The organism is Pararhizobium polonicum, from assembly GCF_001687365.1.
GTDB classification, from domain to species: domain Bacteria; phylum Pseudomonadota; class Alphaproteobacteria; order Rhizobiales; family Rhizobiaceae; genus Pararhizobium; species Pararhizobium polonicum.
Window position 1 is genome coordinate 86337 of sequence record NZ_LGLV01000009.1, and the last position, 20891, is coordinate 107227.

Below are 20891 nucleotides of genomic sequence, written 5' to 3' on the forward strand. Positions count from 1 at the left end.
AAATGTCCGGATCCTGCCGCTTTCCCGCGGCCGGATCCGGCTGTTCGATCAGTTCGTTCCTTGAAGGGACTGTTCGATTTCGCCCGGGGAGGGCATCGCCAGATTGTATTTCTCAAGAAGCTTGGCGTACTCGCCGGACGCGATCAGCGCCTGCAGCTCTTTTTCGACTTTTTCACCGAGCGCCGTGTTGCCCTTCTTTACCGCGATGCCCATGACGACCGGAAACAGGATCGTATCGGAGGTTATTTTCAGGCGGTTGCCGGAGGCAGCGACGGCAGCCTGCGAGACGCCTGCGTCATCGAACACGACATCGACGCCTTGCGATAGCAGCGCCTGGGCGGCCTCGGCCGAGGTCGCATATTCCTGAACCGTGATCGGCGCCGATGTGCAGCTTGCCTCGGATACTTTCATCAGCTCCGGAACCCAGGCAGCGCCCTTCAGGTTGCCGACACGTTTGCCGCACAGGTCTTCCGGCGTTTTCGGCGCAAACGTATCCGCGCTGCGCACCGTCAGCGATCCGCCGGTCTTGGCGTAGGGGATATAGTCGACGACTTTCGCACGGGCGGCGGTCACATAGAGCGCCGAAGCGATCATGTCGAAACGGTTGGCCTGAAGGCCGGCAATGAGATTGGCAAAGCGCGTATCGACGAACTTCACCTCCAGTCCGAGTTTCGGACCGATCAGCGCCATCACGTCGGCATCGAGCCCCTTGGTGACGCCATCCTCGACATAGTCATAGGGCGGATAGACCTGATCCGATCCGACAAGGAGGGTGCCGCTTTCGACCGTGGCCAGATCGGACGCAGTCGCCGCGCTGCCTGTGATAATGGTCAGAGCGAGGGCGCAAAGTCCCCCGGCAAGGCGGTTCCTATGGTTCGTCGTCCTGAATTTTGCATGCGTCATCGTATTTCCCCTTTTTTAAGAAGAGCGGCTTGGCCGTCTCGGTTATGAAGCAGTTGACCGATATGGAGCGGTCGAGGTCGTCAGCGAATGACCGGCAGTTCGCGCGGTGCCCGCTTGGTCAGGAGGCGGGCGCCGTCCGCGGTGACAGCGATGTTTTCCTCGTGGACGATCATCTTGCCCGGCGCATATTCCATGCCCGGCTCGATGGTCAGCACCATGTTTTCGACGATCACCGTGCCGTCGCCCAAACGGTGGGACGGCGGTTCCGTCAGCTGAAGGCCGAGACCATGACCGAGGCGGCCGACATTGTTGCCGATGGCGCCGGCCTCCTCGATGATCGCCGACATGGCCCGCCAGACATCATCCGTGGTGGCGCCCGGCACGGCGGCGGCGATGCCGGCTTCCGTTGCCAGCCACAGAGCCTCGTGCACCCGGCGGGCTTCGTCGGCCACCGTTCCGATCGCGTAGTTCCGGTCGAAGTCGCAGAAATAGCCGTCGAAGGTGGAGCCCGTGTCGATGAAGAGAATGTCGCCCTGCTCAAGCGTGCGGTCATGCGGGCCGCAGACGATTTGCGGAACACCGCCCGGTCCCGAAATCGCCGGCATGAAGGGGGTGGAATCGGCGCCTCTGCGGGCAATGTCGATCCGCAGCTTGCGCACGGCTTCCCGCTCATTTTCGCCGATCGAAATCTGCGACGGCAGAGCCTCATAGGCATCGCTGGCGATCTGGCAGATGTAGTGAATGTGGTCGATCTCGGCTGCCGTCTTGACCATGCGGATCTCCCAGATGCATGGCGATCCGTCTTCGATGGATGATCCGAGCGTGTCGCGCAGGGAAAGGAACTCGGAGACCGGCATGCGCAGTGACATCTCCCGGCCCATTTCGGCGCCGATCCTGCCGAAGCGCCGGGGGAGGGCGCCGATGGTGGACCGCAGAAGCGACAGGCCGTCATCATGCGGAACGGGTGCCGGCCATGTCCGGATGTCCGTCATCCAGGTGAGCGCCATTTCCGGCGCGCCGATTTCCGGAATAACTGCGATCGGCGCTCCCTCGAGCGGAACGACGACGAACCAGGGACGGGTGGGGCTTTCCCAGAACTGGGAATCGAAGCCCGTGAAATACCGGATGTTCGGCGGCGCGGTCAGCAGCAGTGCGTCGAAGCCATGGCGGTGCATGATGGTTTGCGCCCGCGCCACGCGCTGCTCGAATTCCTGTGGTGTGAAGCCGCGCTTTGGCAATATTAATCCTGTCGACATGGGTAAATCCTTTCAGGCCCTGATTATCTGATCACTGTGAATGCTGCTGACGATGCGCCGGTCATGTCTTGCCGCCGCGCGCGATCATGTCCGGGGCGACACCGACGATATCCTCGTAGGAGCGAGGGTCGGTCGCCGTTTCGGTGTTGATGACAAGAACGCGGCTGTCTTTTCCAAGATTGAGCTTTGCGCGGGCAACGGGATCGTTGGCGAGGGCCAGGAATCCGGCCAGTCCCGCAGCGCCGCTTTCTCCGGCGATGATGGCCGGTGTGCCGTCTTGCGGAAAGGCCAGACGCCGCATGGCATCCTTCGCCTGTTCCTCCGAGACGGTCATGAAGGCATCGGCGGTTTTCTCCAGAATGCGCCAGGCGATCAGCGACGGCGTGTAGCATTCCAGCATGGCCATCACCGTCGGCGCGGTGGGCGTAACGCTCGTCAGGCACCGGGCACGGGCGCTGGCGAACAGGCAGGCGGCAAGATCCGGCTCGACGATGACCGCGGCAAGATCAGAGGCACCCAGCGCGTCCTTCAGATACCCGGCGATGCTGCTTGCAAACCCGCCGACACCAGCTTGCAGAAAGACATGGGTCGGAGGGCCGAAACCAAGGTCTTCGACCTGCTGCAACGCTTCTTCCGCAAGAATCGTGTAGCCTTGGGCGACAAGGGCGGGGATGGTTTCGTAGCCGGGCCACGACGTATCCGACACCAGCAGCCAGCCTCTCTCCCCGGCGACCCGCTCGGCCGCCTCGACCGATTCATCATAGGAACCCTGGATCTGGATGATCTCGTCGGCGCCGATCGCCTCGATTCTGGAGGCCGAAACGCCGGCATGGACGAAGATGACGGAGGTGCAGCCGAGAAGGCGGGCACCGGCAGCGACGGATTTTCCATGATTGCCGTCCGTCGCGCAGCAGACGGTGACGGTTTTGGCGAAAGCGCGCGCTTCGGCAGAGGTGAGGTGCGATATCTCGGCGCGCGTGCCCAGCTGCTCCTCCCAGAGGGTCTTGAACAGCACCATGACGGCATAGGCGCCGCCAAGCGCTTTGAAGCTGCCGCGACCGAGACGTTCGGCTTCGTTCTTCAGAAAGACATGCGCCGTCCCCGTTTCTGTCGCCAATGCCGGAAGCGAAACCAGGGCGGTCGTTTCCAAGGCTCCCCACAAGGACAGATAGGGGCGAACGGCGGCCGGGGCATCCTTGCCGGTGGCCGTCCGTTCCGCATCCGTCAATTGTGCTCCAAAGGCGTTCATCGTGTTCAATTCTATCTGCATCGCTCTCCCCAAGCGTTCCACTGGCCGGTAGATTATTGCGTTGCACACTTTATTTGTGATCTTATTCGCCCCATGATTTGCATCAAAATTCCGCAGTTGTTGCAGTTGGCGGAATAAACGTCAGAAAGCGCCACTTGCGTGGCGAGCCTGTTTGAACGTCGGGGATACCAATGAAGAAGAAGCGGACGATGACCATCGATGATTTCGATCTGAAAATTCTTCAGTTCGTGCAGGTCGACAACCAGACGCCGCAGCGCGTCATCGCCGAGACCATCGGCCTGTCACCTCCTGCTGTTACGCGGCGGTTGCAGCAGCTGCGCGAACAAGGGGTCATCCAGCGGGATGTGTCGATCATCGACGAGGTTGCCGTCGGGCGGCCGTTGACCATCGTCGTCGAGGTGACCACCGAAAACGAACGGCTGGATCTCATCGATGCGATGAAGGCGCGCTTCCTCGCCTGCCCGCAGGTGCGGCAGTGCTACTACGTCACCGGTGAGATGGATTTCATCCTGATCCTGAACGCCCGGGACATGGCCGAATATACCGAGCTGACACGGGAGCTGTTTTTCGAGGGTGGCAATGTGAAGAGTTTCCGCACCTGCGTGTCCATGGAAAACGTCAAGACGAATGGGCCCATACCTTTGAGAAGCTAGGAAAGTACAGCCTTTACTTCGGCGAATGCCCGGAGACCTCGACGCCGGCATTATGTTGCAACCCTAAAAAACGGAGCGACGCAATGATGCCGATTGCGCCGATTGCAACGAATGACCATCGAAAATCGGCGAGCGACAGCGATGCTCCGCCACGCAGATGTTGAGACAGGCTCAAAACCGCCGCGGCGACAGCGACGCCAAGCACCATGGAGAGCTGCTGCAGCATGCTCGACAGCGTCGATGCGGAACTGCGTTGTGCCGGTGTAATGTCGGCAAAGCCCACCGTGTTCAACGCCGTGAACTGCATGGACCGGGAGAGCCCGGCAATGAACAGGAGCGCGTAGATTGCCGCGTCCGGCGTTGCCGGCGACAGAATGGCGCAGGCGGCGATAGAGGCTGCGGCGATCATGCCGTTGATCACCAGAACCGTTCTAAAGCCGAACCGGCGCAGAAGCGGCGTCGTCACCGATTTCATCGCCAGGTTGCCGGCGAAATAGACCAGAATATAGGTTCCCGTCGCGATCGCATCGAGACCGAAGCCGACCTGGAAAAGAAGCGGGATCAGAAACGGCATGGCGTTGATCGCCAGCCTCGACGCCGTGCCGGCAGACAGCGTTGAAAAGGCGAATGTCGGGATGGCAAACGGCGAGAGATCCAGAAGCGGATTGGCGGATCTGCGAAAATGGCGGATGGCCCATGCGGAGAAGACGAGGCCTGCGACGAGCAGGAGAATGACCGGACCTGCCGTTATGGCTCCGTGAACGAAGCTTTCCAGTCCCGCCAGCAGCAGAGTGAGGCCGAGTGCCGAAAGCACGAAGCCGATGATATCCAGCCTGCCCGTATCCTCCTCTTTCTGCTGCGGCACAAAATGCCAGACGAGTGCCAGACCGATGAGGCCGATGGGGATGTTGATGAAGAAGTTCCAGTGCCAGCTGAAATAGGTGGTAATGAAGCTGCCGAGCACCGGTCCGATGACGGGGGCGATCAGTGCCGGCCAGGTGATCAGCGCCACGGCATTGATCAGCTCGTGTTTCGGCGCATTCCGCAGGACGATAATGCGTCCGATCGGGTTCATCAGCGCGCTGCCGAAGCCCTGCACCGCGCGGGCGGCGATGAACTCGGCAAGCGTCGTGGACAGGCCGCAGAACAGCGACGCGACGACGAAGATCGCGATTGCCGCCAGGAAGACATTGCGGGCGCCGTAACGGTTACCGAGCCAGCCGGACAGCGGAATGAAGGCTGCCATGGTCAGCATATAGACCGTCAGCCCGATGCTCATGGCCACCGGCTGCACACCGAAGGAGCTGGCCATCTGCGGCAGCGAGGTGACGACGATGGTGGAATCCAGCATCTGCATGAAGAAAGAGACGGCAACGACAAGGGCCACCAGCCGCGAATTGCTGGATGACGACGGTGTCTCGCCGCTTTCTGCTGTGTTGACCACGGTCATTGCTTATCCTTGCGGGCTGGTGGGGCTGCGTTCGGCGAAATAGACGCTGCGAACTGCAGGGATGGCGAGGATAATGCCGATGAGGAAAGCTCCGGCGGCAAGCCCGATCAGAATCTGCAGGTCGAACCGGTGGGCGGCAAAGCCGATCAGGAAAGCGCCGAGCGCCGGACCTGCCCGGAAAACTAGCGTATAGAGTGCCAGCACACGGCCACGCATGGCCGGTTCGCTCATCGTCTGCGCCATGGTTTGCATGCCGATGTTGCAGACGACGTGGAAGAGCCCCGCAAAGGCAATGAGCGGTAGCGCCAAAGCCAGCGTGCCCGTCGTTGAAAAGAGAATGAGCGAAACGGCGATGCCCAGGGCAGCGGCAAAGGTGATCCGCACCAGCGTACCCACCGCTCGCTTCCGGAGCATCCAGCCGGCCCCGAACAGGGCACCGATGCCTTGCGCCGCCATGAGCAGGCCCAGCGTATCGGGGCCGCCCTTGAACGTGCCGCCCGCCAGAGCCGGGAAGAGTTCGGTGAAGGGGCGTGCCAGCAGGGAGAACGAAAGCGTGAGCGCAAACAACATCGCCACCTGCGGAGCACGAAGAATATAGCGGAAGCCGGAGACGATATCGCCGGTAAAGTGCACTGAGCGTACCGCCAGCCCCGGGCGGTCGATCCACGGGCGGACATGGACGAGAACGGCCATGATGGCGACGAAGGAGACGGCGTTGATGAGAAACACGTCGCTGACGCCGGAATGCACCATGATGAAACCGCCGACCATCGGGCCGATGCTTCTGGCAAGATTGGCGGCGATCGAGTTGGCCGCGATCGCCTGCGAGACCCGCCCGTGCGGCGCCAGCGCACCGGTTACCATCATCCGGGCCGGCTGATTGAAGCCCTGCAGCGTCGAATCCATCACGGCCCAGGCCAGCAGGAGCCAGGGCGAAACAAGACCCAGCACAACCAGCAGCCAGATGAGGCAGGAGTTCGCCATGGCAAGAACCTGCGTCAGCCAGATCAGCCTGTAGGGATTGCTGCGATCGGTCACCGTACCGGCAAGCGGGGCAACCCAGAAGGCCGCGATGAGATCGGACAAGGCCACGGCGCCGACCCAGGCGGGCGAATGGGTCAGCTCCCAGACCAGCCAGCCAATCGCCGCCTTCTGCATCCAGTCACCTGAGAAACTGACGCATTGGGCGATGGAAAACAGGATGAAGTTGCGGCTCTTCGGCTCGGGCATCAGCCGCTGATCGGATGGAATGGCTGTCATAAGGTCTTGAGGAGTTGGGATTCATCATGCATTCGCCGGGTCGTGGTCACCCACAAACCCGGCGGACATATGACGCAGTATAAACGTGTTGCTGATTGGAATCGACGTCCTTGTCGGCCGCATCGAGATAATTGGTATCGATCCAGTTATCGTCGTTCACCGCCCCGGAACATCCAGAGTCGATTGAAGCAGCATGCGGGCTCCGGCGATGCTGTGCTCCGGTTCGACGTATTCAGCCTCGTTGTGGCTCAGACCGTCCCTGCAAGGCACGAAAATCATGGCGGCGGGCGCAACCCGCGCCACATAGAGCGCGTCGTGAAAGGCACCGGAGACCATGTGCTTGAACGGGAGCCCGAGATGGCGGGCTGCCTGTTCCACGCTTTCGATAACAGCCGTGGAAAATGGGGCGGGGCTCATGTCGAATGTCTTGCGAATATCGACTTTGCAGCCATGCAGGGCTGCCGAATCCTGAAAGGCCGCCAGCACTTGCGTTTCGATGCTGTCGAGGCGATCGGCTTGCGGATGGCGCAGGTCGACACTGAGGCTGACGGACCCCGGAATGGCATTGACGGAGCCGGGGAGGGCGGCGATCCGGCCAATCGTCAGGCGTGCGTTTTCGTCCGCAGGCATGACGGTTTCATACAGCGTGTGCAGGGCTGAGGTAACGGCCGCCATGGGGTCGCGGCGAAAGGCCAGCTGGGTTGTCCCGGCATGCGCCGCCTGGCCCGTAACGGTGACCTCAAGCCAGCGGGTCCCCTGCACGCCGGTGACGATGCCGATCGGGATATTCTCCTTTTCCAGGGAAGGGCCCTGCTCGATGTGAAGTTCGAGATAACCCGAGATCGGAAACCCGAGCGGTCTGGGCTCGGCTATGGGCAGAGCCGCAAGCGTTGCGGCCAGGGCATCGCGCCACAATGCCCCGTCTGTTCCCCGGATGTCGTGCCAATCCTGCGGAATGTGCCCGAGCGAAAATGCCATCGAGCCCATGGCTCCCGGCGCAAACCGGCTGCCCTCCTCGTTTGTCCAGGCGACCATTTCGACCGGCACGTCTGTTTCTATCTGCGCGTCTTCCAGGGTTTCCAGAACCTCGAAGGCGGCAAGCGTTCCGAGCGCGCCGTCATAGCGTCCGCCTGTCGGCTGGCTGTCGAGGTGGCTGCCGATGAGAAAGGGTGGAAGGTGGTTATTTTTGCCGTCGCGGCGAATGAACAGGTTGGCCAGGGGATCCTGAAAGACGCGGAAGCCGCGCTCCAGCGCCAGACTAGTGAGAAGCGCGCGGGCGGCCCGATCGTGCGGATCAAGCGCCTGCCGGTTGACGCCGCCGGCTGGCGTTGCGCCGATGGCGGCGAAGTCGTCAAGTCTCTTGAGCAGGCGCGCGCCGTTGATCTGCGCTGGGGGGGTCATTTCTTCAATCCGGCAATGAAGGCCGTGACGCGTGCCTTCTCCACCTTGTTCCACCAGACGCCGTCATATTTCAGCGAGCTCGCAACGATGACGCCGTCGACAATGTCGAGGATGTCGCGGGCATTGTCCGGCGTGACGCCGCTACCGACCAGCGTCGGCAGGCCGGCGGCTTCCTTGATCAGGCGGATGTAACCGAGATCGGCGGCGTGGCCCGTGCGCTGGCCGGTGGCGATGACCGCGTCGGCATCGAAGAAGACCAGATCCTTGACCTGTTCCTCGACCGGCCGGTCGGCGACGATCGCATGGGCGCCGTGCTTCACATGGGCATCGGCAAAGATCTTGATGCCGTTGGCGCGCAGTTTCGCGCGGTAGCGCATGGCACGGGCAGCCTCGCCCTCGATGAGCCCTTCATTGGCGACATAGGCATTGGCCCACTGGTTGACGCGCACGAAGCCGGCACCGCTGGCGCTGGCAATGGACAGTGCCGGAATGGCGGCATTGGCCAGCACGTTGATGCCGATCGGGCGGCCGAGCGCGCGGCGGATGCGATCGGAAATCACCGACATGTAGGCGGCAGTTTCCGGCCCGATATCATCCGGCTTGGAAAACGGAATGTCGCCGTGGTTTTCAACGATGACGCCATCGCAGCCGCCTTCGAGATAGGCGCGGGCATCATCCAGTCCCTGGCTGTAGATATCCTCCACAGCCTCGCCCTTATAGCGCGGCGCGCCGGGCAGAGGGGCCAGATGCACGACGCCGATGACGGCCTTGCTGCGGCCGAAGAGGGAGGTGATCGCATCGCCGGTGCCCGGACCGACCGGTTTTGAGGCCGAACCGACCGGTTTTGAGGATTGTGTCATGCGTGTTCCGTTTCCATGTTTTTCATGAGATCGATGAGTTCCTGCCTGCTGGGACAGGACGCGAGCGTGCCGTTGCGTGTGACGGCGATCGCAGCCGTGCGCATTGCGATTTCCAGGGCGGAAGCAACCGATGCGCCCTTTGCCAGACATCCGGCAAAGGTGCCGCAGAGCACATCGCCCGCACCGCTGGTATCCACCGCAGTCACAGGCGGCGCCGGTATGGAGACGGGTTTGCTGCCGCGTCTCAGAAGCAGGCAACCGCGTGCGCCGAGCGTAACGATGACATTCATTGCGCCGAGATGGGTCAGTTCGGCGGCAGCATCCTTCAGATTTGAGAAGCTGCTGATGGCTTGCGCCTCGCCCTCATTCACGATGAGGAAATCGACGGAGGAGAAGTCTGGATAGGTGTCCTTCGGCAAGGGGCTGGCATTGAGGATCGTCCGGGCGCCCTTCCTGTTTGCTTCGCGAAGGCAATCCGCTGTTGCTTCCTCGTCCAGATTGCCTTGCATGACGACAATATCGCCCCTGCCGACCTCGTCCCCGATATCCGAATGGTACAGCGGCTTGAACGCCGCCGCGCAGGAAACGCCGCTGATGATGAGGTTCTCGCCCCCGGCATCGACGGCGATGGTCGAGCGGTCGGTCGGCAGGTCGAAGTTAGTGAGGCGCAACATATCGACTTCGCCCGCCAGTCCTGCCCGGATTCGTGCAGCCTCGGCATCCCGGCCGGTCGCCGCCCAGAGCGTGACCGGTGCCCCGGTGCGTGCGGCGGCGACCGCCTGATTGGCACCCTTGCCGCCGAGGCCGTCGGCATGGCTCATCGCGTTTCGCGTCTCGCCCGCTTGCGGAAAGCGGTCGAGACGGAAGGTGGTGTCGATGCAGACATTGCCGGCGACATGGACGCGCATGGATCAGGCCTTCGCCGTTGCCCAGGCAAGCATCTGTTCGAACAGGGTCTTGTAGCCCGGCCAGGCAATGAAGCTCGACGGCAGCCAATGAGGGCCGACATCGGAGGTCCAGGCGACGGTGCGGCCCTTGCCATAGGTTCCGGTGACCAGCAATGGCTGCGAACCGTAATCGGTCGAGACCGTTGCCAGAACCTCAGCGCCATCCTTGACCGTCACTTCATTGTAGCCGAGCAGCACCGGCCAGTCGGTGCCGAGGCCCTTGAGGATCGGGTGGCTCTCCTTGCCGGTGACGACCGGGGCAAAGCCTTCCGGCACTTCCATCCGGTCATCGACCGACAGGCAGGAGACCGGCAGCACCTCTTCGACCGGTGTCTTGTGATAACGGGCGCCGCCATTGATGCCCTGGAAGCTGTAATAGCCACCGAACATCAGGAGCGCGCCACCGTTGCGGACATAATCGCGCAGCAGGCGAAGACGGTTCGGCGTGGTCTTGGAGTGGATCCAGGTGTCGGGATGCAGCAGCAGCGTATTGGCGCCGATATCCGACAGGATGATCGCGTCATAGGCAGACAGCGCTTCCAGCGACTGCGGGAAGTCGCGCTGGGCCTCATGCGCCGGCATGAACTGGACATCGAAGGGGCTGTCCTTCAGCGCAGCCAGAAGCTCATCGGCGCCGGTGTGATAGGTCACGGTCGGGAACTGGTCGAAACCCTTGATATGGGTGGCAGTGGAAACCCAGGACTCGCCTGCGAGAAGAACTTTGGACTTGGACATGGAAACTCCTTGGACTTTATGAACAGCGCTCAGAGCGCGCTGGAGAAAACGGATTTCGGGTTGTCGATCAGCATCCGGTCGATGGCGGCCTGATCGACCCCGTGACGTTTCAGGCGCGGCAGGAAATGCTTCAGAATGAAGCCATAGCCGAAGCCGCCGTAGCGGGTGAGCATGATTTTCAGGAACACGTCCTGCGAGAGCAGAATGCGGTTGCTATAGCCCATATCGATCAGCGAGCGGATCGCGCGGGCGTTCTGCTCGTCCGATGGCGACTGGGCGTCCTGATCAGCATAATAGAAATCCATGCCGATCATGTCATATTCCAGAAAGGCGCCGCGCTCGGCCAGCGCCTTCTGATAGGGCAGATCGTCATGGCTCGGGTTCATGTGGCAGAGAACGGTGTGACGCAGGTCGGCCCCTTCCTCCTCGACGATATCGAGAACCTCATGGGCCAGCCGCTCCCACCCGGGCAGATGGATAGAGAGCGGCACGCCGGTGATCTTCGAGGCCCGGGCAGCCGCACGCAGGGATTTGCGCTCTTCGGATGTGAAATCCTTGCTAACGCCGATTTCACCGATGATGCCGGCCATGACATCGGGCTGGGTCTCGCCGCCGCCGACATCGTTGACGATGAAGTTGGTTACCTCGTCCACATCCATGGCCTTCAGCCAGTCGGGATGGCTGAATTCGAGATAGAAGCCGGTGCCCATGACGATTTTCAGACCGGACATTTTTGCAATGCGGGCGAGTTTGGCCGGTTCGCGGCCAATGCCGATATTGGTGGTGTCGACGACCGTGTGGCCGCCAAGCGCCTGAAACCGCTTCAGTTCTGACAGCGCCAGATCGCTGTCATCGAGCGAAACATTGTCGCGGTTCATATAGGGGTTCATCCGCAATTCACCGATGATCTCCATGCTGACCTTCTGCTCGCCGATGGCCTGAGCCTCCGGATGGCAGGGGCAGCGCCAGGATTTGGCGCCATCGAGCAGGATGTGCTCGTGCATCAGGGTGATGCCCATGTCGGCGACCGGCACGGGGCCGAGAACGGTCATCACCGCTCCCGTTGCGACACCGATTTCCGCCCGTTCTTTCGGGGGCGTTTCGAATAGGTGATCCATATCACTTGCCTCTGGCCGCGCCGCGGAACAGGCGGAAGTTGAGCCAGACGGCAATCAGGATGATCGTGCCCGTGACGATGGGGGTGAGAAACGGCGACATATGGGCGAGGATCAGGCCGTTGGCGATGACAGCGACGGTCAATGCGCCAAGCACCGTTCCGACAACCGTTCCCCGGCCGCCGAACAGGCTGGTGCCGCCCAATACCACGGCGGCGATGACTTCGAGTTCGAAGCCCTGACCGGCATTGGACGAACCGGAACCGAGACGGGCGGTGACGATGATGCCGGCGAGTGCGGCCGCAGCGCTGGAGAGAATATAGACGAACAGCGTCGTGAAGCGCGTGTCGATACCGGCACGGCGCACGGCTTCGGCATTGGCGCCGATACCGGTGACGTAGCGGCCGAACGGGGTTTTGTTGAAGACGACATAGGCGATCAGCAGCACGGTAAAGGCGATCAGCGCCGGCACGGGGACGCCGAGGAACCAGGATCTGCCGATGACATTGAAGAAGCTCGCCGGATCGACCGGGATCGAGTAGCCACCGGTGATCAGCAGCGCCAGGCCACGGATGACGGACAGGCCCGCCAGCGTGACGATGAAGGCCGGGATGCGCTCATAGGCGATGAAGAAACCGTGGATCGCCCCGATGATGACCCCGAGCAGCAGCATCAACAGAATGACCAGCGGCCAGGCGAGCCCCGCCTGCAGCGCCGTCGCCGACAGCGTGGCGACCAGCGCCAGCACCGAACCAACAGACAGATCGATACCGCCGGTGGTGATGACGAAGGTCATGGCGGCGGCAACGATCAAGAGCGGCGCCGACTGGCGGATGATGTTGAGCAGGTTGGGTGCTGTCAGGAAGGCATCGGTGATGACCGAAAAGACGACGCAGACGACGAGGAAGAACAGGGCGATCGACACGACGCTGCCGTTGGCCAGCAGCTTGTCCCAGAGCGTCGCCTTGCGCAGACGCGAGGGCGAGACGTGAGAACCGGCATGCCCGGTTTGGGTTGAGGGCATGCTCATGCGGAAACTCCGGTTTCATTGCCGTGCCGGGCGGAACGGGCGGAAAATTTGCGCCCGACGATCAGGTTGACGACTTCCTCGATGCTGGTTTCGCCGATCAGCCGTTCGGCAACATTGCGGCCTTCATACATCACCTGGATGCGGTCGCAGACGAGGAACAGGTCCTGCAGGCGGTGGGTGATCAGAATGACGCTGACGCCGCGGGCGCTGACCGTGCGGATCAGTTCCAGCACGGCTTCGACCTCGGCCACGGCCAGCGCTGCCGTCGGCTCGTCCATGATGAGGACCTTGGGCTCGAAGGAGGCAGCGCGGCCGATAGCGATCGACTGGCGCTGGCCGCCGGACAGGTTTTCGACCTTCAGCCGGGTATCGGCAATGACGATGCCGAGACGGTCGAGCATGTCGCGCGTCAGGCCATGCATCTTCCTGTTGTCGAGGAAGGGTACGCCGAGGATCCGGCGGCGCGGTTCGCGGCCGAGGAAAAGATTGCCGGCCACATCCACCGTGTCGCAGAGCGACAGGTCCTGGTAGACCATTTCGACATGGGCGGCGCGCGCATCGGCCGGCGATGCAAAGGAAACGGCCTTGCCGTCGATCTCGATGGTGCCGCTGTCGGGAATGACGGCGCCGGAAAGCACCTTGCTCAGCGTCGACTTGCCGGCGCCGTTGTCTCCGACCAGCCCCAGCACTTCGCCGGGCTTCAGCGTCAGCGAGACAGTGTCCAGCGTCTGAATGGGATTGTAGCGTTTCGAAATACCGGTCATCCGGACGCGGTAGGGTATGCCATCGGTCATGGTGGGGTCTCCCCTATTGCCTGAACGGGCGTGGCCGGTTTCCTCAAACCGGCCATGCCGCGATGATGCGGGAAAAACCCTTATTTGAACATGTCCTTGAACTGGGCAACGTTGTCCTTGGTGACGATGGTCACGGGAACGTTGATGACCGGCTCGATGGTTTCGCCCTTCTTCAGCTTGACCAGCGCTTCGACGGCAGCCTTGCCTTCGCCGGCCGGATCCTGCTGGACGACGGCTGTGACCCAGCCTTCTTCGATGCCCTTGACGGCCTGTGCCGTCAGGTCCCAGCCGAAGATCTTGACGTCCTTCTGGCGGCCCTGGCTTTCGACGGCCGAAACGGCGCCGATCAGCTGCGGTTCGCCGGTGGCGTAGATCGTCGTCATGTCGGGGTTGGCGGTCATCAGGTTCTCGGCAGCACCCAGCGCGATGTCCTGCTGGTTCTGGCCATCGACCGTGTCAAGGAAGGTGACGGCCTGGCCGCCGTCGGTCACGGCCTTCTTGAAGCCGTCGAGACGCTGGTTCTGAATGAAGGAATTGAGCGCGCCGACGATACCGGTCTTGGCGGTGCCGGACATGTCGGATTTCACATGGTCGGAAAAGAACTTGCCGATGTCTTCGCCGGCCTTGGCATTGTCGACGCCGATGAAGGAGATGTTGTCGCCTTCCGGGATCTGCGCGTCGATGGCGATGACCGGGATGCCGGCTGTCTTGGCGGCCGTGATCGCAGGTTTCACGCCGTTGACATCGATGGCCACCAGAATGATGCCGTCGACCTTCTGGGTAATGTAGTTCTCGATCGCGTCGTTCTGGGCTGATGGCACGTTGTTGGCGTTGAAGATCACCAGCTTGGCACCGGCGGCATCCGCAGCCTTCTGCGCGCCGTCATTGATCTGGTTGAAGAACAGGGCCTGCTGGTTGATGGTGACGAGCGCAAACGTATCGGCGCTGGCGGATGCGGCGCCGAAAGCCAGTGTCATGACGACGGCTGCGGTGCTGCGGATCAGAAATCTGGAAAGGCGCATTCGGGTTCCCCTTGTTGTCGGAAAGGCCCGTAGCCGGGCTCATCTCGCGCTTGAGCGCCAGGGCATAATTCAAGAGACTTGAATTTTTATCAAGTCTCTTGAATTTATCTTTCCAAGGGGGTTCCGGCTGGATCAGCCGGATGGATCAGAACGTGGCCGGGGTGTTGACCCAGAAGATGCTCGCCCGCTCACGGCCGACATTGCGATAGTGATGCGGCAGTTCGGAATTGAAGACGAAGGCATCGCCGGCCGCAAGCATGAAGCTCTTGCCGTCGACAATCAGTTCGATCTCTCCGGCCAGCAGATAGCCGACCTCTTCTCCGGCATGCTGGATCGGGCCGGCGCTTTCGCCGCTTTCCTCGATATGATGGATATTGCACTGGAGCAGATGGCCGGCCGAATAGGGGATGATCCGCTCCAGCGAAATCCCTTCGCCACGCCGCAAGGGGTCGAGCGCAATCAACGGCCGGGTTCCCGCACGGAAGATGATGCCCTCTTCCCCGTCGGATTCCTCGAACATCCAGCCGATATTCGTCTCCAGTGCGCCCACCAGACGGTGCAGCATGGGCAAGGACGGAGATGCCTTGCCGTTTTCGATTTTCGACAGCAGGCTTTCCGAGCAATTGGCCGCGTCCGACAGCGCTTTCAGCGTCATGCCGCGTGTCTGGCGCGCAAGCCGCAGACGCACGCCCAGACGGGCCGGGTTGGCGGTCTGGACATCGTCCTCGCCGGGAATGGCCGCCGTCAATTCAAGCCCTTTTTTCATCCGATTTTTGTCTTCTGTTGTTGAATGCGAGAGTGCCGGACATCACGATTACCATTCATCTTTCATCGCAATCAAGTCTCTTGAATACAATGGCGCTGCCTGCCTCATACGTTGCGGATTTTTCCTTCGATGAGGTCGATGACGGCCTGGGCGGCTTCCATGACGTTTGTCCCGGGTCCGAAGACGGCGGCGACGCCGTGATCGATGAGGAACTGGTAGTCCTGGCGGGGCACGACGCCACCGCAGACGACGATGACATCGCCGCCGCCCTTGGCCTTGAGCGCCTCGACCAGCTGCGGCAGCAGCGTCTTGTGGCCGGCAGCCAGCGACGAGACGCCGACGACATGGACGTGTGCGGCAAGCGCCAGATCGGCGGCCTCGCCGGGCGTCTGGAACAGCGGGCCGGCCAGCACGTCGAAGCCGATATCACCAAAGGCCGACGCGATGATCTTGGCGCCGCGATCGTGGCCGTCCTGACCGAGCTTGGCGACCATGATCTTCGGCTTGCGGCCGATCGAGCGGGTGACATCGGCAAGCCGGGCGGCCAGCGTCGCCAGTTCCGGCTCGTCCCTGTAGGCGTCGCCGTAGATATCGCTGACCACTTCGGGAACGGCGGTGTGATCGCCGAACACCACGCGCAGGGCATCGGAGATCTCGCCAACGGTAGCGCGGGCGCGGGCGGCGGTGACGGCGGCTTCGAGAATATTGCCGTTGCCGCTGCGGGCGACTTCGGTCAGGGCTTCGAGTGCTAAGGTGACCTCGGCCGTGTCGCGGCGGCGGCGGGTTTCCTCGATGCGTCTGATCTGGGCGGTGCGCACGGCGGCATTGTCGATATCGAGAATGTCGAGATCGTCCTCGGTTTCGAGCCGGTATTTGTTGACGCCGACGATGACTTCCTCGCCCTTGTCGACGGCGGCCTGCCTTCGGGTGGCGGCTTCCTCGATCAGCCGCTTGGGCAGGCCCTCGGCCACCGCTTGGGTCATGCCGCCGAGCGCTTCGACCTCCTCCATCAGCGCCCAGGCCTGTTCCGCCAGTTCCGCCGTCAGGCTTTCGACATAGTAGGAGCCGGCCAGCGGATCGACGACGCGGGTGACGCCGGTCTCGTGCTGGAGGATGAGCTGGGTGTTGCGGGCAATGCGTGAGGAAAACTCGGTCGGCAGCGCGATCGCCTCGTCGAAGGAATTGGTGTGCAGCGACTGGGTGCCGCCGAGCACCGCCGACATTGCCTCAAACGCCGTGCGGATGATGTTGTTGTAGGGATCCTGCTCCTGCAGCGAGACGCCGGATGTCTGGCAATGGGTGCGCAGCATCAGCGAGGATTGTTTCTTCGGCTCGAAGCCCTGCATGATCCGGGTCCAGAGCAGGCGGGCGGCGCGTAGCTTGGCGGCTTCCATGAAGAAGTTCATGCCGATGGCGAAGAAGAACGACAGGCGGCCGGCGAATTCGTCGACGCTCAATCCCTTGGCGATGGCGGCGCGGACATATTCGCGGCCATCGGCCAGCGTGAAGGCCAGTTCCTGCGTAAGCGTCGCACCGGCCTCCTGCATGTGATAGCCGGAGATCGAGATGGAGTTGAACTTCGGCATCTCGCGGGCGGTATAGTCGATGATATCGGCAACGATCCGCATCGAGGGTTCGGGCGGATAGATATAGGTGTTGCGGACCATGAACTCCTTGAGGATGTCGTTCTGGATGGTGCCGGATAGCTGCGACCGCGGGACGCCCTGTTCCTCGCCGGCAACGATGAACGAGGCCAGGATCGGAATGACGGCGCCGTTCATGGTCATCGACACCGAGATTTTTTCGAGCGGAATGCCGTCGAACAGGATCTTCATGTCCTCGACCGAATCGATCGCCACGCCCGCCTTGCCGACATCGCCCTCGACGCGCGGATGGTCTGAGTCATAGCCGCGATGGGTGGCCAGATCGAAGGCGACGGAGACGCCCTGCTGGCCGGCCGCCAGGGCCTTGCGGTAGAAGGCGTTTGAGGCCTCGGCAGTGGAGAAGCCGGCATATTGGCGGATCGTCCAGGGCCGTCCGGCATACATGGTGGCGCGCGGACCGCGGGTGAACGGCGCAAGCCCCGGCAGCGAGCCGAGATGGTCCACGGTCTCAAGATCAGCCTGCGTATAGAGCGGCTTGACGGCGATGCCTTCCGGCGTCTGCCAGGTCAGCGTTTCCGGCGGGGATTTGAGCTCGCGTTCGGCAAGGGCTGACCAGTCGGCGAGGGTTTTGTTATCGGACATGGGGTTCCTCCAATTCGCCGGGCAGCGGGTAAAATGATTGATGTGCGGGAGATGTGAAATCCGTCATTCCTGTGCTTGTCACAGGAATCCAGCCACGCGATGTCCATCGCGTGAAAGAGGTCTTTCGCGCCGCAGACGCGGCGCGGCTGGATCCCCGCCACAAGGGCGAGGATGACGGAGAGGATGTAGGCATCATCTGTCTTTCCATCACGAATCAACCGCTTTCAACCACGCGCGCGATCCGCGCCGTGGGTTTGCTTTCAATAAACTCGGACGGGGCGCTGAAAGCTGCCTCGATAGAGTAGAATAGATGGCACCCTTCAGCACCCCGTTCAGCGGTTTTTGCCTGCGACTTGGGTCCCTCTGAGGTGGCTCGCCGGAATGGTGTTCGTTTGACCCGATGGAGCGCGGCCGAACCGATTGATCGGCAACACTCCACCCGGCCGCCGCCGGTGCCTGCCAGCGCCTCATCCCCCAATTGAATCCGGGGAATATCCGAGGCATTGGACGGACGTTTGGCACGTCCGGCGAAACCATTCCGTCTGCCACCCTGCATGCCGCACAGGCAAACCCGGCGCGCTCTTTCGGGCATCCGAAGCGGCAAGGCTGATCCGTTGCCCGTCCGCTTCTCCCCGTGTCGCCGGAGGGAGACCATTTTCCGCAGACCCCCGATGCCAGGGTTTACGTCATCCCCTTGCACCCGGCGCCGGTCCCGCCTCACTGCCACGCCTGGCAGCGTATCCGACGGCGGGATGGAAAGAGTATGGCATGGGTGCTTTGGGCGGGGATGAAAGGTCATTCGGTTTCTCTGAAGCCGTTGTTTTTTCACAGGGAGACCGGGATTTGCATCCCCGATCCCCTCACCAACAAAATCTAAGACTTAGCTGAAGCTAAGGTCTTGATTTTGTAACCGCTCCCACAAGGGGAGAGGGAAAGTGCCGCACTCTCCGCATCGTACCTCTCCCCCTGTGGGAGAGGAAGCAATTTCAACATCTTAGCTTTAGCTAAGTGTTAGAAATTGCAGGTGAGGGGAATTTTTAGGGCTACTCGAACTCCAGGATCAGCTCGTCCACGGCAAGGCTCGCGCCGGCCGTGACCGCGATCCTTTTCACCACGCCGCGCCGTTCGGCGCGCAAAGTGTTTTCCATCTTCATCGCCTCGACGGTGGCCAGCGGCTGGCCGGCTTCCACCGTCTCGCCCTCGGAAACCGCAACCACGGTGATGACGCCGGGCATCGGGCAGAGCAGCATTTTCGAGGTGTCCGGCGGCAATTTCTTCGGCATCAGCCGGGCAAGCTCGGCAACGCGCGGGCTGCGCACATGTGTGGTGATATCGATGCCGCGCCAGCGCAGGCGGATGCCGGTGCCCGCAAGGTCGATCTTCACGCCCATTGCCGTGCCGCCGATCGTGAAGGCGGCATGGCTGCGGCCGGGCGTCCAGTCGCCGGCCACCGTCAGCACGCTGCCATCTGCAAACACGGCGAAGGCGCCATCGGCGGATGTGCCGAGCGTCACGGCATGGTCTGTTCCGTTGAAACTGACGACCCAATCCTTGCCGATCACCCGGCGGTGATTGCCGATAGTGCCGGAGATCTGCACGGCGCGGTTCTGCAGCGCCTGATGGACGAGCGTGGCGACCGCCGCCAGTGTCTGCGCAGATGCCGGATCCGGCTCGACCCCGTGGAAACCATCGGCAAACTCCTCGGCGATGAAGGCCGTGGTGATCCTTCCCGAGCGAAACCGCTCATGCTGCATGACAGCCGACAGGAACGGCAGGTTATGGCCGATGCCTTCGACCTCGAAATCGTCGAGGGCCGCCGACATCGCGTCGATCGCGGTTAGCCGATCGGGAGCCCAGGTGCAGAGTTTGGCCACCATCGGATCGTAATACATCGAGATCTCGCCGCCCTCAAAGACGCCGGTATCGTTGCGCACGATGGTGCCGTCGGGCTTCGTGCCTTCGACCGGCGGCCGGTAGCGGGAGAGACGGCCGATCGAGGGCAGGAAGTTGCGATAGGGGTCCTCGGCATAGAGCCGGCTTTCGATCGCCCAGCCATTGAGTTTGACGTCGTCCTGAGCAAACGACAGCTTTTCGCCCGATGCCACCCGGATCATCTGTTCGACCAGATCGATGCCGGTGATCAGCTCGGTGACGGGATGCTCGACCTGCAGGCGGGTGTTCATCTCGAGGAAGTAGAAGTTTCTGTTGCCATCGACGATGAATTCGACGGTGCCTGCCGAATGATAGCCGACCACCTTCGACAGGGCGACGGCCTGTTCGCCCATGGCGCGGCGGGTCTTCTCATCGAGAAAGGGCGAGGGGGCCTCCTCGATGACCTTCTGGTTGCGCCGCTGGATCGAGCATTCGCGCTCGCCGAGATAGAGCACCGTGCCGTGTTTGTCGCCCAGCACCTGGATCTCGATATGGCGCGGCTGGGTGACGAATTTCTCGATGAAGATGCGGTCGTCGCCGAACGATGCCTTCGCCTCGTTCTTCGAGGCCTGGAAGCCTTCGCGTGCTTCCGCGTCGTTCCAGGCGATGCGCATGCCCTTGCCGCCACCGCCGGCCGATGCCTTGATCATCACCGGATAGCCGATCGAAGCGGAGATTTTCACCGCCTCGTCCGCATCGGCAATCAGCCCCATATGGCCGGGCACGGTGGACACGCCGGCTTCCGCCGCCAGCTTCTTCGAGGTGATCTTGTCGCCCATCGCTGAAATTGCGCCCACCGGCGGGCCGACGAAGGCGACGCCTTCCTTCTCCAGCGCCTCAGCAAAGGCCGCATTCTCCGACAGGAAGCCATACCCCGGATGTACGGCATCGGCGCCGGTCTTGCGGATCGCCTCCAAGATCCTGTCGATGACGATATAGGACTGGTTCGATGGTGCCGGCCCGATATGCACCGCCTCATCCGCTAGTTTCACATGCAGCGCGTCGGCGTCCGCATCCGAATAGACCGCAACCGTCGCAATCCCCATCTTCCGCGCGGTCTTGATGACCCGGCAGGCAATCTCGCCGCGATTGGCAATCAGAAGCTTTTTAAACATGTGTTATTCCGTAAGTGATGGGTTCTGGATGACGGGCCGGCCATTCCATCGTAATGGACTTCGCGTTTTCGCACGAGACGTGAAAACCGGCCGCTGTAAAGAAACCGGATGCTCATCCCCGGCAACGGCTTCTCTC

The 20891-nt window shown here is 62.0% G+C and carries 18 protein-coding genes; 2 read left to right on the plus strand and 16 right to left on the minus strand.

Annotated features, from left to right (window positions below; genetic code table 11):
- Positions 1-48: 48 nt before the first annotated feature.
- The 3 genes from ADU59_RS15265 to ADU59_RS15275 form a co-directional block, all read right to left on the minus strand.
- A complete protein-coding gene (locus ADU59_RS15265; RefSeq protein WP_068955000.1) occupies positions 49-903 on the minus strand; it encodes an ABC transporter substrate-binding protein in 855 nt (284 codons plus the stop codon).
- A gap of 80 nt (positions 904-983) precedes the next feature.
- On the minus strand, positions 984-2159 hold the full coding sequence (locus tag ADU59_RS15270) for a M24 family metallopeptidase (RefSeq protein WP_068955001.1): 1176 nt from the start codon (positions 2157-2159) through the stop codon (positions 984-986).
- Positions 2160-2220: 61 nt separating this feature from the next.
- Complete coding sequence (locus ADU59_RS15275; protein WP_244506441.1) at positions 2221-3429, minus strand: diaminopropionate ammonia-lyase; 1209 nt, start codon at positions 3427-3429, stop codon at positions 2221-2223.
- Positions 3430-3599: 170 nt separating this feature from the next.
- Between ADU59_RS15275 and ADU59_RS15280 the strand changes: the two genes are divergently transcribed.
- Positions 3600-4082: an Lrp/AsnC family transcriptional regulator gene (locus tag ADU59_RS15280; RefSeq protein ID WP_202970075.1), complete on the plus strand. Its 483-nt coding sequence runs from the start codon at positions 3600-3602 to the stop codon at positions 4080-4082.
- A gap of 13 nt (positions 4083-4095) precedes the next feature.
- On the opposite strand, the gene ADU59_RS15285 is transcribed toward ADU59_RS15280, so the two are convergent.
- From ADU59_RS15285 to scpA, 12 genes are all read right to left on the minus strand, one after another.
- Entirely contained in the window at positions 4096-5532 is a 1437-nt protein-coding gene (locus ADU59_RS15285) for a DHA2 family efflux MFS transporter permease subunit (protein WP_068955002.1), read from the minus strand.
- Between the two features lie 3 nt (positions 5533-5535).
- Positions 5536-6792, minus strand: coding sequence for an MFS transporter (locus tag ADU59_RS15290; RefSeq protein ID WP_068955003.1), 1257 nt, complete (start codon positions 6790-6792; stop codon positions 5536-5538).
- A gap of 156 nt (positions 6793-6948) precedes the next feature.
- Positions 6949-8193, minus strand: coding sequence for a Zn-dependent hydrolase (locus tag ADU59_RS15295; RefSeq protein ID WP_068955004.1), 1245 nt, complete (start codon positions 8191-8193; stop codon positions 6949-6951).
- A complete protein-coding gene (locus tag ADU59_RS15300) occupies positions 8190-9053 on the minus strand; it encodes a BtpA/SgcQ family protein (RefSeq protein WP_068955005.1) in 864 nt (287 codons plus the stop codon). Before ADU59_RS15300 ends, ADU59_RS15295 begins: the two co-directional genes overlap by 4 nt.
- The gene (locus tag ADU59_RS15305; RefSeq protein WP_068955006.1) at positions 9050-9961 is read right to left on the minus strand and encodes a ribokinase; all 912 of its coding nucleotides are present in this window, start codon (positions 9959-9961) and stop codon (positions 9050-9052) included. The genes ADU59_RS15300 and ADU59_RS15305 overlap by 4 nt, the downstream gene beginning before the upstream one ends.
- A gap of 3 nt (positions 9962-9964) precedes the next feature.
- Entirely contained in the window at positions 9965-10735 is a 771-nt protein-coding gene (locus ADU59_RS15310; protein WP_068955007.1) for a glutamine amidotransferase, read from the minus strand.
- 29 nt (positions 10736-10764) lie between these two features.
- Complete coding sequence (locus ADU59_RS15315; RefSeq protein WP_068955008.1) at positions 10765-11853, minus strand: phosphotriesterase family protein; 1089 nt, start codon at positions 11851-11853, stop codon at positions 10765-10767.
- Position 11854: 1 nt separating this feature from the next.
- The gene (locus ADU59_RS15320; protein WP_425332023.1) at positions 11855-12874 is read right to left on the minus strand and encodes an ABC transporter permease; all 1020 of its coding nucleotides are present in this window, start codon (positions 12872-12874) and stop codon (positions 11855-11857) included.
- 2 nt (positions 12875-12876) lie between these two features.
- Entirely contained in the window at positions 12877-13674 is a 798-nt protein-coding gene (locus ADU59_RS15325) for an ATP-binding cassette domain-containing protein (protein WP_068955010.1), read from the minus strand.
- Positions 13675-13754: 80 nt separating this feature from the next.
- Positions 13755-14696: an ABC transporter substrate-binding protein gene (locus tag ADU59_RS15330; protein WP_068955011.1), complete on the minus strand. Its 942-nt coding sequence runs from the start codon at positions 14694-14696 to the stop codon at positions 13755-13757.
- Positions 14697-14841: 145 nt separating this feature from the next.
- On the minus strand, positions 14842-15462 hold the full coding sequence (locus ADU59_RS15335) for a cupin domain-containing protein (RefSeq protein WP_068955012.1): 621 nt from the start codon (positions 15460-15462) through the stop codon (positions 14842-14844).
- 104 nt (positions 15463-15566) lie between these two features.
- Complete coding sequence (gene scpA, locus ADU59_RS15340) at positions 15567-17708, minus strand: methylmalonyl-CoA mutase (RefSeq protein WP_068955013.1); 2142 nt, start codon at positions 17706-17708, stop codon at positions 15567-15569.
- Between the two features lie 53 nt (positions 17709-17761).
- Here scpA and ADU59_RS30650 point away from each other — a divergent pair, with 53 nt between their 5' ends.
- Positions 17762-18013 carry a hypothetical protein gene (locus ADU59_RS30650; protein WP_158515727.1) on the plus strand — a complete coding sequence of 84 codons (252 nt, stop codon included), beginning with the start codon at positions 17762-17764 and terminating at the stop codon, positions 18011-18013.
- Between the two features lie 738 nt (positions 18014-18751).
- Here ADU59_RS30650 and ADU59_RS15350 read toward each other — a convergent pair.
- The gene (locus ADU59_RS15350; RefSeq protein WP_068955015.1) at positions 18752-20755 is read right to left on the minus strand and encodes an acetyl-CoA carboxylase biotin carboxylase subunit; all 2004 of its coding nucleotides are present in this window, start codon (positions 20753-20755) and stop codon (positions 18752-18754) included.
- Between the last annotated feature and the right edge of the window lie 136 nt (positions 20756-20891).